Origin of the sequence: Tropicimonas aquimaris (assembly GCF_042676185.1) — a bacterium.
In the GTDB taxonomy this organism is placed as follows: domain Bacteria; phylum Pseudomonadota; class Alphaproteobacteria; order Rhodobacterales; family Rhodobacteraceae; genus Tropicimonas; species Tropicimonas aquimaris.
Genome location: NZ_JBHTJT010000021.1, coordinates 103,109 through 116,605, shown reverse-complemented (window position 1 = coordinate 116,605; position 13,497 = coordinate 103,109). Strand labels below are relative to the sequence as shown.

At 66.4% G+C, this 13,497-nt stretch carries 13 protein-coding genes; 10 read left to right on the top strand and 3 right to left on the bottom strand.

Annotation, left to right across the window (positions count from 1 at the left end):
* Positions 1-140 precede the first annotated feature (140 nt).
* The 3 genes from ACFQ2S_RS12470 to ACFQ2S_RS12460 are packed head-to-tail and all read left to right on the top strand — an operon-like array spanning position 141 to position 3,251.
* The gene (locus ACFQ2S_RS12470) at positions 141-476 is read left to right on the top strand and encodes a FeoA family protein (RefSeq protein WP_386074883.1); all 336 of its coding nucleotides are present in this window, start codon (positions 141-143) and stop codon (positions 474-476) included.
* Positions 469-2,979 carry a ferrous iron transport protein B gene (feoB, locus tag ACFQ2S_RS12465; protein ID WP_386074882.1) on the top strand — a complete coding sequence of 837 codons (2,511 nt, stop codon included), beginning with the start codon at positions 469-471 and terminating at the stop codon, positions 2,977-2,979. The genes ACFQ2S_RS12470 and feoB overlap by 8 nt, the downstream gene beginning before the upstream one ends.
* A complete protein-coding gene (locus tag ACFQ2S_RS12460) occupies positions 2,976-3,251 on the top strand; it encodes a FeoB-associated Cys-rich membrane protein (protein WP_386074880.1) in 276 nt (91 codons plus the stop codon). Before feoB ends, ACFQ2S_RS12460 begins: the two co-directional genes overlap by 4 nt.
* 16 nt (positions 3,252-3,267) lie before the next feature.
* On the opposite strand, the gene ACFQ2S_RS12455 is transcribed toward ACFQ2S_RS12460, so the two are convergent.
* A complete protein-coding gene (locus ACFQ2S_RS12455) occupies positions 3,268-3,699 on the bottom strand; it encodes a 3-keto-5-aminohexanoate cleavage protein (RefSeq protein ID WP_386074879.1) in 432 nt (143 codons plus the stop codon).
* Positions 3,700-4,000: 301 nt separating this feature from the next.
* Between ACFQ2S_RS12455 and speB the strand changes: the two genes are divergently transcribed.
* The 7 genes from speB to ACFQ2S_RS12420 all read left to right on the top strand — a co-directional run bounded on the left by speB (position 4,001) and on the right by ACFQ2S_RS12420 (position 11,183).
* Positions 4,001-4,969, top strand: coding sequence for an agmatinase (speB, locus tag ACFQ2S_RS12450; RefSeq protein WP_386074877.1), 969 nt, complete (start codon positions 4,001-4,003; stop codon positions 4,967-4,969).
* A 228-nt stretch (positions 4,970-5,197) separates the two neighbouring features.
* Positions 5,198-6,007 carry a DeoR/GlpR family DNA-binding transcription regulator gene (locus ACFQ2S_RS12445; RefSeq protein ID WP_386074876.1) on the top strand — a complete coding sequence of 270 codons (810 nt, stop codon included), beginning with the start codon at positions 5,198-5,200 and terminating at the stop codon, positions 6,005-6,007.
* A 58-nt stretch (positions 6,008-6,065) separates the two neighbouring features.
* Positions 6,066-6,974, top strand: a complete 909-nt coding sequence (locus tag ACFQ2S_RS12440) for an HAD-IIA family hydrolase (protein ID WP_386074874.1) — start codon at positions 6,066-6,068, stop codon at positions 6,972-6,974.
* 111 nt (positions 6,975-7,085) lie between these two features.
* On the top strand, positions 7,086-8,396 hold the full coding sequence (gene ugpB, locus ACFQ2S_RS12435; RefSeq protein ID WP_386074872.1) for a sn-glycerol-3-phosphate ABC transporter substrate-binding protein UgpB: 1,311 nt from the start codon (positions 7,086-7,088) through the stop codon (positions 8,394-8,396).
* A gap of 46 nt (positions 8,397-8,442) precedes the next feature.
* Positions 8,443-9,324 (top strand): sn-glycerol-3-phosphate ABC transporter permease UgpA, encoded by an 882-nt coding sequence (gene ugpA, locus ACFQ2S_RS12430; protein ID WP_386074870.1) that lies wholly within the window; start codon positions 8,443-8,445, stop codon positions 9,322-9,324.
* A gap of 17 nt (positions 9,325-9,341) precedes the next feature.
* On the top strand, positions 9,342-10,178 hold the full coding sequence (gene ugpE, locus ACFQ2S_RS12425; RefSeq protein WP_386074992.1) for a sn-glycerol-3-phosphate ABC transporter permease UgpE: 837 nt from the start codon (positions 9,342-9,344) through the stop codon (positions 10,176-10,178).
* Entirely contained in the window at positions 10,179-11,183 is a 1,005-nt protein-coding gene (locus ACFQ2S_RS12420) for an ABC transporter ATP-binding protein (RefSeq protein WP_386074868.1), read from the top strand.
* Positions 11,184-11,249: 66 nt separating this feature from the next.
* On the opposite strand, the gene ACFQ2S_RS12415 is transcribed toward ACFQ2S_RS12420, so the two are convergent.
* Positions 11,250-11,507: a hypothetical protein gene (locus ACFQ2S_RS12415; RefSeq protein ID WP_089233388.1), complete on the bottom strand. Its 258-nt coding sequence runs from the start codon at positions 11,505-11,507 to the stop codon at positions 11,250-11,252.
* Positions 11,508-11,556: 49 nt separating this feature from the next.
* On the bottom strand, positions 11,557-13,350 hold the full coding sequence (locus ACFQ2S_RS12410) for a Na/Pi cotransporter family protein (RefSeq protein ID WP_386074867.1): 1,794 nt from the start codon (positions 13,348-13,350) through the stop codon (positions 11,557-11,559).
* Between the last annotated feature and the right edge of the window lie 147 nt (positions 13,351-13,497).

The following is a 13,497-nucleotide window of genomic DNA, read 5'->3' as shown; positions in this document are numbered from 1 at the left end:
CCTGTCACGCCGCCCCTATCTTGAGAAAAACACTCGGGATGATAGACCCGGTTGCGACGGGACGACCTTTGCCCGCGGCGCTGCCTGGGCGCCCATGAGACAAGATCGCCTCCGCCCTGGGATAAAAGGGATGCGACGCGATGAGATACGCGATTTTCGACAAAATCGGCCTGAGGCGCGGCAAGCCCCACGGGACCGGCTGCGGCAAGGGGCGCCGCCGCTGCTGTGCCGGTGAGACAGGGGAATGCCGCTGCGGCCTCGATGTAATGGACCCGGGAGAGCGCTGCACGATCCGTCGGCTTTGTGGATGCGGGCCGGTGCGCCAGCGGTTGCTTGACCTCGGTTTCCAGCCCGGACGGGAGGTCCGGGTGGTGCGCAACGCGCCGCTGCTCGACCCGATCGAGCTGCAACTGGACGACAGCTTTATCGTGCTCCGCAGGAGCGAGGCGGCTCAGATCCAGGTGCGCCATGACTGAGCCGCAGGCCCCGGCCCTCGTCGCCCTCGCCGGTCAGCAGAACGCCGGCAAGTCGACGCTCTTCAACCTGCTGACCGGCCTGCAACAGCATATCGCCAACTACCCTGGCGTGACCGTCGACAAGAAATACGGCAGCTACACCGCGCGAGGCCGGCGCTTCGATGTCGTCGACCTGCCCGGCGCCTACAGCCTCTCGCCCTTCTCGCTCGAAGAGCGTGTGGCCCGGAGCTTCCTGCTGACCGAGGCACCCGACGTGGTGGTCAACGTGCTCGACGCCACCAACCTGCGCCGCGCGCTGCCGCTTACCTTTCAGCTGCTCGAGATGGGCGCGCCTGTCGTCGTCGCACTCAACATGATGGACGCGGCGGACCGGCGGGGACTCGAGATCGACCTCGCCGCGCTGGAACGCCGGCTCTGCGTTCCCGTCGTGCCCGTCATCGGGCGGCGGGGTGTGGGAGAGGCAGAGCTGCGCAGCGCCATCGCCGATACCGCCGCGGCCAGACGGGTCGTGCCCGCCACGCTGAACTATGGCCTGCTGGAGCAGGACGTTGCCCACATCCAGGCCGCGCTCTCCGCCGAGCCGGCGCTCTACGGCATCTCCGCCCGCTGGCTAGCCGTCAAACTGCTGGAAGGCGACGGCGAGGCCGAAGCGCTGCTCTCCGACCGCATGGAGAACCCGCACGGGCTGCTTGACGAACTCTACCACGCTCGCAGCGCGTTCGAGGCGCAGCACGGGCTGAGCGCGGGCGATCACATCTGCGCCTGCCGCGACAGCCACGCTGCCGAGATCGTCGGCGCCTGCGTCACCGACACCCGCGCCGGCGAGGTGCCCGTCTCCGAACGGATCGACCGGGTTCTGCTCAACCGGTTCCTCGCCCCGGTTTTCCTGATCGCGACGATCTGGGCGATCTACCAGCTTTCCATCGTCCAGGGATACCAGCTGACCGAGGTCACATGGCCGATCCTCGCAACCTTTCGCAGCTTCGTGGGCGGGCTGCTGCCGGATCCGGGCTTTCTCACCGATCCACAACTCCGCGCCATGGGCCTCTGGATCGTGGATTCGATGAACACGCTACTGAGCTACGTGCCGATCTTCCTCATCCTCTTCGCCCTGATCGCGATCCTGGAGGATTCCGGCTACATGGCCCGCATCGCCTTTATCCTCGACCGTATCCTGCACCGCTTCGGCCTGCACGGGCAGTCCACCCTGCCCTTCATCCTGGCGGGCGTCTTTGCCGGCGGCTGCGCCGTGCCGGGCGTGATGGCAACCAAGGGTATCCCCGATGCGCGCGCCCGGCTCGCCACAATCCTGACCGTGCCCTTCATGAACTGCATGGCCAAGATCCCGCTCTACGCCCTGATCATCAACATCTGGTTCCCGCAGGCCAAGGGTCTGATGCTGTTCTACCTGTCGACCTTCACCGTGATCGCGGCGCTGCTGGTGGCCAAGCTGCTCACGGCCTCGCTCCTGCGCAAGGAGGAGACCGCGCCCTTCGTGATGGAACTGCCAAGCTATCACCTGCCGACAGTATCCGGCGTGATGCACCGCGCCTTCAGCCGCACTTGGCTCTACATCCGCAAGGTGGCCACCGTAGTCCTGGCCGTGGCAACGGTGATTTACGCGCTGCTGCAATTCCCCGGCGTGCCGGCCGAACGCCAGCTGAACTACCAGTCGCAGGCAGAGGCCGCGATCGCCCGCTTCTATGCCGAAATGGCCACCAACCCGCTCCGCACCGAGGTGCAGGAACCGGCCCGCCTCGTCCGCCTGGTCACGCTCCAGACCGACTTCGCCGCGGAGATGGAGTCCGCGGAGACCCAGGCCGCCCGCGCCGCCCTCGCCGAGGCGCTGCGCCGGGATCACCCGGACGCCGCCCTCTTCCTGCTGCCTGACGCCACGCCCGACGCCAGGGCGGCCAATGCCGCGCTGCAGGCGCTGTACGAAACCCGCGCGGAGCTGCGCCGGGAGTTGCGCCGCGACCGGCTGGAAAGCAGCTTCCTCGGCTACGTCGGGCGCGGGCTCGAGCCGGTGACCCGCTTTGCGGATTTCGACTGGAAGATCAACGTCGCCCTGCTGACCTCCTTCGCCGCGCGGGAGAATTCGGTCGCCACCTTCGGCGTGCTTTACGACCAGGACGACGGCCAGAACCTCTCGCTCGAGGAGCGGATGGGCGCCACGCAACTGGCCGAAGGGCGCAGCGCCGTCTCGGCCGTGGCGTTGCTGCTGTTCTTCGCGCTCTATCCGCCCTGCCTCGCCACGGTGATCGCAGTGCGGATGCAGACCGGCTCGCTCAAGTGGATGCTGTTCTCCATCGCCTTCCCGACGCTGCTGGGCCTGACCGTCGCCTCGGCGGTTTTCACCCTGGCCAGCGCGCTCGGCCTGACCGGGGTACAGGCCATGGCGGCGGTGCATGCGCTGGCGCTCGGGGTCCTGATCCTCGTGGCGCTGCCCAAGCCCTGGCTCGCGCGGCTCGGCGCACAGCCGACAGGGGAGGCCGCGGGATGAACGGGGACATGATCCAGCCGATGGTGGATCTTGGTCGTGAGGCCGGGATCGCACCGACGGAATACGCCTTGGTCGCACTTCTGGCCGGGCTGGCGCTGGCCTACCTGCTGCGGGGCGTCCTGCGCCGCAAGGCGCGCGGCGCATCACGGGGCGGCTGCACGGGATGCGCGGGATGCCCCTCCTCCGGCGGCTGCCCCAGCGCGAGCCGACGGCTCTTCGATATCGACGACATCCCAGACGCCAAGGTCGAACCGCGAAGCAACGCCGCCTAGCCCGGCATCGCGTTCTTCACCTCCCGATCACGAACTGGACGTAGAGCTGGCCCGGAGCCCGCCCGTGACGGTTCATCGCCACCGCCTGGTGGATGTGCAAGAGATCGAAGGCCTCGATCTCCGGCGTCATGCCATCGGCTCGCATCGCCGGGGCCAGGCCAGCCCACCAACTCTGGCGGGTTCTCGTTGTAACGGGTCGGGAAGTTGCTCGTCCCCACGGACAGCAACGCCATGTCGGCCCTCGGCGGAAGCATCCCGCCGCCCCCGAACGTCCCCCGGTGGAGAACTGGATGATCATGCCCGGGCAATGCGCGATCGCCGCCCCCGCCTCGAAGGGTTCCTGCACACTCTCGACCTGTTCCGACACGGTGATCGGCACCGCCGGGTTGCCGTTCTTGGTGGCCACCGATCCGGTGATCGCGACGGAGTTGACGCAGGGTCTGGTCATGGGGCGCTTTCGCGGTTGCTCCGCTTTCACCCGGCCCACTCACACGTGCGCAGCAGCGGAGATGGTCTCTCGAAGACGATCGCGACCTCTGCTGGCATTGGGGTCCGGTGTAGCCGGTCAGGAAAAAACGCGCCCCTACCTGATACCTTCCCACTGCCAAACACCCTTCTTCTTGGCCGAAATACCCCGGGGGTCCGGGGGCAGCGCCCCCGGCCGCTGACGGCGCGCGACACCGGTTGCCTTTGGCCGCGCCGCCCCCTACCGAGAGGCAACGCCCGTCCGATTCCGAAAGGCCAACGACATGACAGACAGCAGCGTCACCCCCGTCGCCGGCGATCTCGCCTTCACCCGCGAGGACCTGCGCGGCACCGTACCCGAGGCCGCCTATGCCGGCGCGCTGTCCTTCATGCGCCGCCGCTTCACGCGCGACCTCGCCGCGGCGGATGTCGCCGTGCTCGGCATCCCCTACGACCTCGCGCTCTCCGGGCGGTCCGGGACCCGGTTCGGCCCCCGCGGCGTGCGCGCCGCCTCCAGTCACATCGCCTGGTCCGGCCCCTGGCCGTGGGAGAACGATCCGTTCGAGACCCTCGCCATCGTCGATTACGGCGATTGCGAGTTCGATCCGGGCCGTCCGATGGAGGTGCCGGAGCGGATCACCGAAACCGCCCGCAAGATCCTCGCCACCGATACCGCGCTGATGTCGATCGGCGGCGACCACTTCGTCACCTGGCCGCTGCTCAAGGCCCACGTGGAGAAACACGGGCCTCTGCGGCTGATCCAGTTCGACGCCCACAGCGACACCTGGGCCGACGAACCCGACCGGATCGATCACGGCACCATGCTGTGGCACGCGACCCGCGAGGGCCTCGTGGTGCCGGAGCATTCGGTGCAGGTGGGCATCCGCACCCACAACCCCGACCCTCTCGGCTTCAACATCATCTCTGCCCGCGACGTGCACCGCGACGGCCCCGAGGCCACCGCCCGCCGCATCCGCGAGATCGTGGGCGATGCGCCCTGCTACGTCACTTTCGACATCGACGCGCTCGATCCCTCCGCGGCGCCAGGCACCGGCACGCCGGTAATCGGCGGGCTGACCACGCACGAGGCCAAGGAGATGCTCTTCGGCCTCGCCGGGATCAACATCGTCGGCATGGACCTGGTCGAGGTCTCGCCGCCCTTCGACCATTCAGAGATCACAAGCATCGCCGCGGCGACGCTGCTGAGCGACATGCTCGCGCTCTACGCCGCCCGGCCGGGCGAAAAGGGCTGACCCCGCGACGATCGCTCCGGAAATTCCTGCTGTGACCAGGGCGCACTAGGCTTCGACACCGGGTGCGCCTTTCCATTTCGCCCCCGAGTCCTTCAGCCCCAGCCGCTTTCGAAATTCCCCAAACCCTCGCACTTCCCTTAGGGAACGATGGATTTGCCACAAAACTGTTGCGTTGCTGTGCGATCAGCCACATGATTTCAACGCGGTTCGCGGGGAGACGGGCTGACAATGACCACAGGATCTGCAGAAAGACACGGCAATGCCGTGCCACTTCGGCTCAAGAAGTCGGAGCGGCGGCGGCAGATCCTGCTTGAGCTGAAACTGCAGCCCCATGTCCGCAACGGTGACCTTGCAGAGCGTTTCGGCGTCTCGTCCGAGACCATCCGGCGCGACTTTGACGCGCTCAGCGGCGAGGGGTTGATCCATCGGGCCACCGGCGGCGCCTACGCGCCCGCCCATGGCCACCACCCGAGCCTCGACGAACGCAGCGCCGCCCATGTCGCGGAGCGCGACAAGATCGGGCGTCGCGCCGCCGCGTTGGTCGCCGATGGCGAAACGCTCATGGTGGATTCCGGCTCCACCACCATCGCCTTTGCCCGCGCGCTAGCCATTCTCGGGACGCGCTGCACGGTGCTGACCAATTCCATCCCCGTGGCCATGACCCTGGCCACCGGCGAGGGCATCTCGATCCGGCTCTGCCCCGGCGACTACCTGCCGGCCGAATCCGCGCTGGTCGGGACCGACACACTCGATTTCATCGGCCGATTCAACGTCGACCGCTGCTTCATCGGTGCCTCCGGGATCTCTGCCGAAGGCCCGTCGGAGGCCGTGCAGGGCTTTGCCGCGGTCAAGCGCCGGATGTTGCAACGCGCTGCGCGCAGGCACCTCCTGATCGGCAGCGCCAAGTTCGGCCGCAAAGGACTGGCCCACGTGGCAGACTTCGCCGATCTCGACTGCATCGTCGTCGACCGCGCGCCGGAGGGCGAGCTCGCCGCAGCCCTTGCCTTCAGCGGCACCGACATTCTGGTGGCGCAATGACGGGACAGAACACCTACCGTGGGCGCTATGTCCGCCGCGCAAACGCCGGGAGGGTCGCTTGATCCGACTGACCTCTGCCGAGGCCTTCGAAGCCTACGAGCGCGCGCGCAGTCGTCTGCCCGTTCCGCGCCAGAGTTCCGCAGCGCCCGTAGAAGCCGCAACGCTGGCCGAGATCGCCGACAGGTTCGACGTCTTGCTGCTGGACGCCTACGGGGTGCTCAACATCGGCAACAGCGCCATTCCCGGAACCGCGGAGCGGATCGAGGCGCTGCGGCGGAGCGGCAAGCGCGTGCTCGTGGTGTCCAACGCCGCGAGCCTGACGCAGCAGGATCTTGGCGAAAAATACCATCGTCTCGGCTACGACTTCGATGTGGCCGACATCGTGTCCAGCCGGGCCGCGCTCGCGGTCGCGCTGGAGGCGCAGCCGCCGCGGTGCTGGGGCGTGATGGCCCCGCCGGAGACCCGGCTCGACGATCTGCGCAGCGCGCGCATGATACCGCTGGGCGACGATCCCGCCGCCTATGCCGAGGCGGACGGATTCCTGCTGGTGGGCAGCGACGGCTGGACGGAAGCGCGGCAGGCGGTGCTCGAAGACAGCCTGCGCGCCGCGCCGCGCCCGTTGCTGGTTGCCAATCCGGACATCATTGCGCCGCGCGACGAGGGCTTCTCTGCCGAGCCCGGCTATTTCGCGCATCGCATCGCAGACAGGCTCGGCATCGAGCCCGCGTTCTACGGCAAGCCCTTCGCCAACATCTACGACCTCGCCCTCGCCCGGATCGGGCGGGAGGTGCCGCCGTCGCGGGTGCTGATGGTGGGCGACAGCCTGCACACCGACATCCTGGGAGCCCAGACCGTGGGCGTCGCCTCCGCCCTGGTGGCGGAGTTCGGCTTCTTCGAGGGGCTCGACATCCCGAACGCGATCGCCCGCACGGCGATCGTTCCGGATTTCATCATCCGGAGGCCATGAGGGGAAGCAGTGAGAGATAACGCACGGACCATTGAAACCAGCAAAGAACGACCCTGCCCGAGACCGTGCCCGGCGCAGGAAAGACGAAATCACTTTGGGAGAAACGCACCAATGAAATACGCACTGTCCTCGCTGGCGCTGGCCGCCAGCCTCGGCTCCGCCCAGATGGCCGCCGCGCAAACCGAAATCGAGTTCTGGCATGCCTTCACCGGCCGCCTCGGTGACCTCGTCGCCGAACAGGTCGAGACCTTCAACGGCAGCCAGAGCGACTATGTCGTCAAGGCGACCCACAAGGGCAACTATTCGGAAACGCTGAACGCCGGCATCGCCGCCTTCCGCGCCGGCGAGCAACCGGAAATCCTGATGGTCTTCGAGGTCGGCACCGCGACCATGATGGCCGCCAAGGGCGCCATCAAGCCGGTCTACACGGTGATGGAGGAAGCCGGCGCCGAGTTCGACCAGTCCAAGTACATCGGCTCGGTCAAGGGCTACTACACCGCGCCCGACGGCAACATGCTGTCGCTGCCGTTCAACTCCTCGACCCCGGTTCTCTGGGTCAACCGCGACATACTCTCCGAGGCCGGCATCGACCCCGACACCGATCTCTCGACCTGGGAAAAGGTCGGCGCGGTGCTCGACCAGCTCAAGGAAGCCGGCGTGCAGTGCCCGATGACCACCGCCTGGCAGAGCTGGATCCACCTCGAGAACCTCTCGGCCTATCACGACGTGCCCTTCGCGACGCAGGACAACGGCTTCGCCGGCACCGACACGGAACTGGCCTTCAACGGCGAAGCCCAGGTGGCGCATATCTCGGCCATGGGCGAGTGGGCAAAGGACGGCAAGTTCATCTATGCCGGCCGTCGCAACGAGGGCGGCGCCAACTTCCGCGCCGGTGAATGCGCGCTGTTCACCGAATCCTCGGCCGGCTACGCGGGCATCAAGTCCGAGGCCCAGTTCGACTTCGAAGTGCGCCCGCTGCCCTATTGGGAAGCCGTGACCGCGGAGCCGCAGAACACCATCATCGGTGGCGCCTCGCTCTGGGTCATGGAAGGCCACGAAGCCGAGGATTACAAGGGCGTCGCGGCGTTCCTGAACTTCCTCAGCTCGCCCGAGATCCAGGCCAAGTGGCACCAGGATACCGGCTATCTGCCGATCACCGCCGAGGCCGGAGAGCTGACCCGCGAGCAGGGTTTCTACGACGCGAACCCGGGCACGGACATCGCCGTGATCCAGATGACGGCCAAGGAACCGACCGAAAACTCCAAGGGCCTGCGGCTCGGATCGTTCGACCAGATCCGCACGATCATCGACGAGGAACTGGAAGCCGTCTGGTCGGGTGACAAGGACGCCCAGGCCGCGCTCGACAGCGCCGTGGAGCGGGGCAACGCCCTGCTGCGCCGCTTCGAACAAGCCTCGCAGTAAACGGAAAGGCGGCGCTCCCGGCCAACGGGAGCGCCGCGCATCTCAGATGGAAAAACGCGTCACCTTCAAGGGCATCTGGCTGCCGATCCTGCTGGTCTTCCCGCAGATCCTGATCACGGCCGTGTTCTTCTTCTACCCGGCCGGGCAGGCGATCTGGCAGTCGCTGTTCATCCCCGATCCCTTCGGCCTGTCGATGCAGTTCGTGGGCCTGGGGAACTTCGAGTTCTTGCTGAGCGATCCCTACTACCGCGCCTCCTTCGCAACCACGGCGGTGTTCTCCTCGCTGGTCACCATTGTCTCGATGGCTGTCGCGCTCTACCTCGCGGTGCTCGCAGACCGGCTGATCAAGGGCTCCGGGACCTATCGCACGCTGCTGATCTGGCCCTATGCGGTCGCCCCCGCCGTGGCCGGCGTGCTGTGGCTCTTCATGTTCAACACCCGCGTCGGCGTGGTGACCTGGTATCTCGGCCTGCTGGGATACGACTGGAACCACGTGCTTAACGAGGGCGAGGCTATGGGCCTTGTGGTCGTCGCCTCGGCCTGGGGACGGATCAGCTACAACTTCCTGTTCTTCCTCGCCGGGCTGCAGGCGATCCCGAAATCGGTGATCGAAGCAGCGGCGATCGACGGCGCGCGGTTCTGGACGCGGTTCCGCACCATCGTCTTTCCGCTGCTGTCGCCCACCACCTTCTTCCTGCTGGTGGTCAACATCATCTACGCCTTCTTCGAGACCTTCGGCGTGATCCACACGATCACCAGCGGCGGGCCTCAGCAGGCGACGACGATCCTCGTCTACAAGGTCTATGCCGACGGTTTCGTGGGCCAGGACCTCGGTTCCTCGGCGGCGCAATCCGTGATCCTGCTTGTCGTCGTGTCGATCCTGACGGTGGTCCAGTTCAAGTTCATCGAACGCAGGGTGCACTACTGATGGCACAGCACAACGGCATGGTCGAAAAGCGCGGCGCCGGGCTCTGGCTCACCCATCTGGGCCTGATCATCGGCGTCGCCTTCATCTTCTTCCCGATCTGGCTCGCCTTCGTCGCATCGACGGTCGAGCAGCAGGACATCGTGCGCCCGCCGATGCCCCTGCTGCCGGGCGACCAGTTCTTCGAGAACTACTCCCGCGCGCTGACCTCGGGCGTCAACGCGCCGGTGGCGCGGATGCTGGTGAACTCGGGCGTGATGGCGCTCGGGATCGCGCTCGGCAAGATCGTGATCTCGCTGCTCTCGGCCTTCGCGATCGTCTACTTCCGCTTCCCGCTCCGGAAGCTCTTCTTCTGGCTGATCTTCCTGACCCTGATGCTGCCCGTGGAGGTGCGCATCGTACCGACCTACGAGGTGGCGGCCAATTTCGGAATGCTCAACAGCTACTCCGGCCTGATCTTCCCGCTGATCGCCTCGGCCACGGCGACCTTCCTGTTCCGGCAGTTCTTCATGACCGTTCCGGACGAGCTGGCCGAGGCCGCCCGCGTCGATGGCGCGCGGCCCATGCGGTTCTTCGTCGACATCCTGCTGCCGATGAGCCGCACGAACATCGCCGCGCTCTTCGTGATCCTCTTCATCTACGGCTGGAACCAGTATCTCTGGCCGCTCCTGATCACGACAGATCCGGAGATGAATACCATCGTGATGGGCATCAAGCAGATGTTCCCCTCCGGCGACGACATCGCCGACTGGCCGGTGATCATGGCGACATCGATCCTGGCCATGGTGCCACCGATCATCGTGGTGATCGGAATGCAGCGGCTGTTCATCCGCGGCCTTGTGGAAAGTGAGAAATAGATGGCGACAGTTTCGCTCGAAAACTTGAAGAAGAGCTTCGGCAAGACGGACGTCATCCATGGCGTCGACATCGAAATCGAGGATGGCGAGTTCATCGTCATCGTCGGCCCCTCCGGCTGCGGCAAGTCCACCCTGCTGCGCATGGTGGCGGGGCTGGAGACGGTGACCAGCGGCGAGGTCCGGATCGGCGGCACGCGGGTCAACGAGGTCGAGCCGATGGACCGGGACATCGCGATGGTGTTCCAGAACTACGCGCTCTACCCGCACATGTCGGTCTTCGACAACATGGCCTACGGGCTCAAGATCGCGAAGGTGCCGCGGGCGGAGATCGAGTCGCGCGTTCAGACGGCCGCGCGGATGTTGCAGCTCGAGGAATACCTCAAACGCCGCCCGCGCGAGCTGTCGGGCGGCCAGCGCCAGCGCGTCGCCATGGGGCGCGCGATCGTGCGCAAGCCGGCGGTGTTCCTGTTCGACGAACCGCTCAGCAACCTCGACGCCAAGCTCCGGGTGCAGATGCGGCTGGAGATCAAGGCGCTGCAGCGCGAACTGGGGGTCACCTCGCTCTATGTCACCCATGACCAGGTGGAGGCGATGACGCTGGCCGACCGCATGATCGTGATGCACGACGGGGTCGCCGACCAGGTCGGCGCGCCACTGGAGGTCTATGCCAACCCGCAGACCGCTTTCGTCGCCGGCTTCATCGGCTCGCCGCCGACGAATTTCCTCGATGCCGGACGCGTCGGCGGCGGGCCGGCGGGCGCGCAGGTGGGCATCCGCCCGGAGCATGTCCGGCTAGGCGCGAGCGGCAAGCTCGCGGCCACGGTCGCTTATGCCGAGGCGCTTGGCGCTGAAACGCTGGTCCATCTGCGCACCGAGGACGGCGCGGCGATCACCGTTCGCCAGGACGCAGGGGAGCCCATCCCCGCGGAGGGCGCTTCGCTCCATCTCGACTGGAGCCCGGAGCACCAGATGGTCTTCGGCGCGGACGGCCGGCGCGCCGGCTGAGCCTTGCGCCCTGCGCCAACGCGGCGCGGGGCGACCGTCACCGAGGACCCGAGCGGGCCGCGCACGTCACTCGGACTTGGTGATCTGCTTGCGCAGCCAGCGGGCGCGGGCCATCTGGTCGTGAACGATCTTGAGCTTGGCTTCGAGACGTTCCCGTTTCGACGGCTTGGTCGCCTTCTCAAGGTCCTTGCGAAGCGCCTCCTGCTTGGCTTCGAGCTTGAGGATGACCTTCTCGACATGACGGACCTTGATCCGGTCAGCCTTGTCGCTCTTCAGCCTGGCGTAATAATCGTCCAGCCGGGCAATCGTCTTTTCCAGGGCCATCGTGCCATCCTCCGGATGTGCCGTTGCAGCCTTCGGCGGATCGCCCCGCTCAGGCCGACAACTCCTGAATCTCGTCTTCCTCGAGGGCGAGGATCCGTTCAACCTCGGCAACCGCGCCCTCAGTCTCGATATAATACACCCGGGCCGCTTCGATCAGGTCCGTCATTGCCGCATAGGCATAATCGGAATCGTTGAGGAAGGAGGTCGCCGTGGCGGCGCCGATCCTGCGGTCGCGGATCAGTTCCTCGACCAGCCGCGTCGAGTTCTTGCGGTCGCGCTCCACCTGGATCCGTTCATCGTCCAGCCAGAGGCTCGACCGCATCTCCGGGTCGCTCCGCTCGAGATCGTCGATCTCGACGAGGATGCGGGCGATCTCGGTGCGCAGACCGTTGTAGAGATCCGTCGCCGTCCCCTTCGGATGGGTGGTGTAGGCGCTGGCGTTGCGACGCATGTGCTTGACCGCCTTGACCGCGCGAACCGTGCGCTGCGCGGCGTCCCAGAGCAGGTGAACCTGCTCCATCGTGTCCTTTGGCAGGCTCTGCGTCCCGGCCCGCGTGGCGAATTCCACGATGGCGGCATAGAGCGACTTGACCCGGGTCTCGTAGAGTTCGTCGAACTCCAGCTCCATCGGTTCGGTGCTGGTGGCCACGGTCGCGGCGATGTCGTCGCTGGCGTAGATCTCCTCGCGGTGCAGGTTCAGGCCGTGGGCGATGAGGGCGATGGCGTTGTCCTGCAGGTGCCGGACCTCGTTGCGCATCGCCGCGACGATCGTCGCGGGGAAGCCGTCCACCGCCTCGCTGAGATACCTGGGCTTGCTGACATCCGGCTCCGGCTCGGGGATCGTCCGCTCCAGCAGGGCGATAAGCTGACCGATCAGCGGTACCATGATCGCGACGCCGAGCACGTTGAAGATCGTGTGGAAGACAGCGAGCTTGAGCGCGTAATCCTCCGCATTGATCCCGACGAGATCGCTGATCTCGTCGACCGCCCAGACGATCTGGTTGATCAGGACGAGCGCCACCCCGGCGGTCACCAGGTTGAACAGCAGGTGCGCCAGCGCCAGCCGCTTGCCCTGGAAATTCGCCGTGAGCGACCCGATGATGGCGGTGACCGTCGTGCCGATATTTGCCCCGATCGCCAGCGCGATGGCGTTCTCGTAGGAGACCTGCCCCGCCGCCAGCGCGGTGATCGTCAGCACCATCGTCGCGTGGCTCGACTGCATGACCACCGTCGCCGCCGCCCCGATGAGCGTATAGACCACCAGCCCGAGCACACCCGTCATCGCGAACCGGGTGAGGTCGAACTGTTCCTTGAAGGAGTCGAACCCCTCCTTCATGTGGTGGATGCCGAGGAAGAGAAAGCCGAGCCCGGCGAGGATATAGCCCGCGCCGCGGAGGTATTTCGATTTCTGGAACACCAGGATGATGCTGACCCCGAGCATCGGCAGCGCGTAGGCCGAGATATTCACCTTGAGCCCGAGCCCGGCGACCAGCCAGGCGCCGGTGGTGGTGCCGATGTTGGCGCCAAAGATGATGCCGACCCCCGCCGCCAGCGTGATGAGCCCCGCGCTGAGAAAGGAGATGGTGATCACCGAGACCAGCGAGCTCGACTGCATGAGCGTGGTCGAGACAATCCCGAAACCGAGCGACTTGCCGAGCGAATCCGTGGTCGCCGCCAGCATGCGCTCCAGGAAGCCGCCCGAGAACATCTTGAACCCGTCTTCGAGCATGAACATCCCGAACAGGAAGATGGCGACGCCCGCCGCTATCTCCTGGAAATCCGCGCTGGCCCAGAACGCCAGAAGCAGCGCGCCAACGGCGAGCGGCAGCAGAACGGTCTTCACAGACGATCCGCCAAGGTGGTCATCTCCGGTCTGCGCTCCGTCTCGGAAAGCGGCGGCGGTCTGTTCAAGACTCTGATTTTCCCCTCCGTTTCTTTCACGCCCGGCCAGCCAGGGCCTCTCCTCGCGGCCCCTTCCCGCCGACGCGTC

Bases quoted from the DNA above. Each gene is read 5' to 3' on its own strand.
- ACFQ2S_RS12460 (WP_386074880.1), top strand. From the start codon at position 2,976: ATGAACGGGGACATGATCCAGCCGATGGTGGATCTTGGTCGTGAGGCC.
- ACFQ2S_RS12470 (WP_386074883.1), top strand. From the start codon at position 141: ATGAGATACGCGATTTTCGACAAAATCGGCCTGAGGCGCGGCAAGCCC.
- ACFQ2S_RS12455 (WP_386074879.1), bottom strand. From the start codon at position 3,699: ATGACCAGACCCTGCGTCAACTCCGTCGCGATCACCGGATCGGTGGCC.
- ACFQ2S_RS12415 (WP_089233388.1), bottom strand. From the start codon at position 11,507: ATGGCCCTGGAAAAGACGATTGCCCGGCTGGACGATTATTACGCCAGG.
- ugpB (WP_386074872.1), top strand. From the start codon at position 7,086: ATGAAATACGCACTGTCCTCGCTGGCGCTGGCCGCCAGCCTCGGCTCC.
- ACFQ2S_RS12420 (WP_386074868.1), top strand. From the start codon at position 10,179: ATGGCGACAGTTTCGCTCGAAAACTTGAAGAAGAGCTTCGGCAAGACG.
- ugpE (WP_386074992.1), top strand. From the start codon at position 9,342: ATGGTCGAAAAGCGCGGCGCCGGGCTCTGGCTCACCCATCTGGGCCTG.
- feoB (WP_386074882.1), top strand. From the start codon at position 469: ATGACTGAGCCGCAGGCCCCGGCCCTCGTCGCCCTCGCCGGTCAGCAG.
- ACFQ2S_RS12445 (WP_386074876.1), top strand. From the start codon at position 5,198: ATGACCACAGGATCTGCAGAAAGACACGGCAATGCCGTGCCACTTCGG.
- ugpA (WP_386074870.1), top strand. From the start codon at position 8,443: ATGGAAAAACGCGTCACCTTCAAGGGCATCTGGCTGCCGATCCTGCTG.
- speB (WP_386074877.1), top strand. From the start codon at position 4,001: ATGACAGACAGCAGCGTCACCCCCGTCGCCGGCGATCTCGCCTTCACC.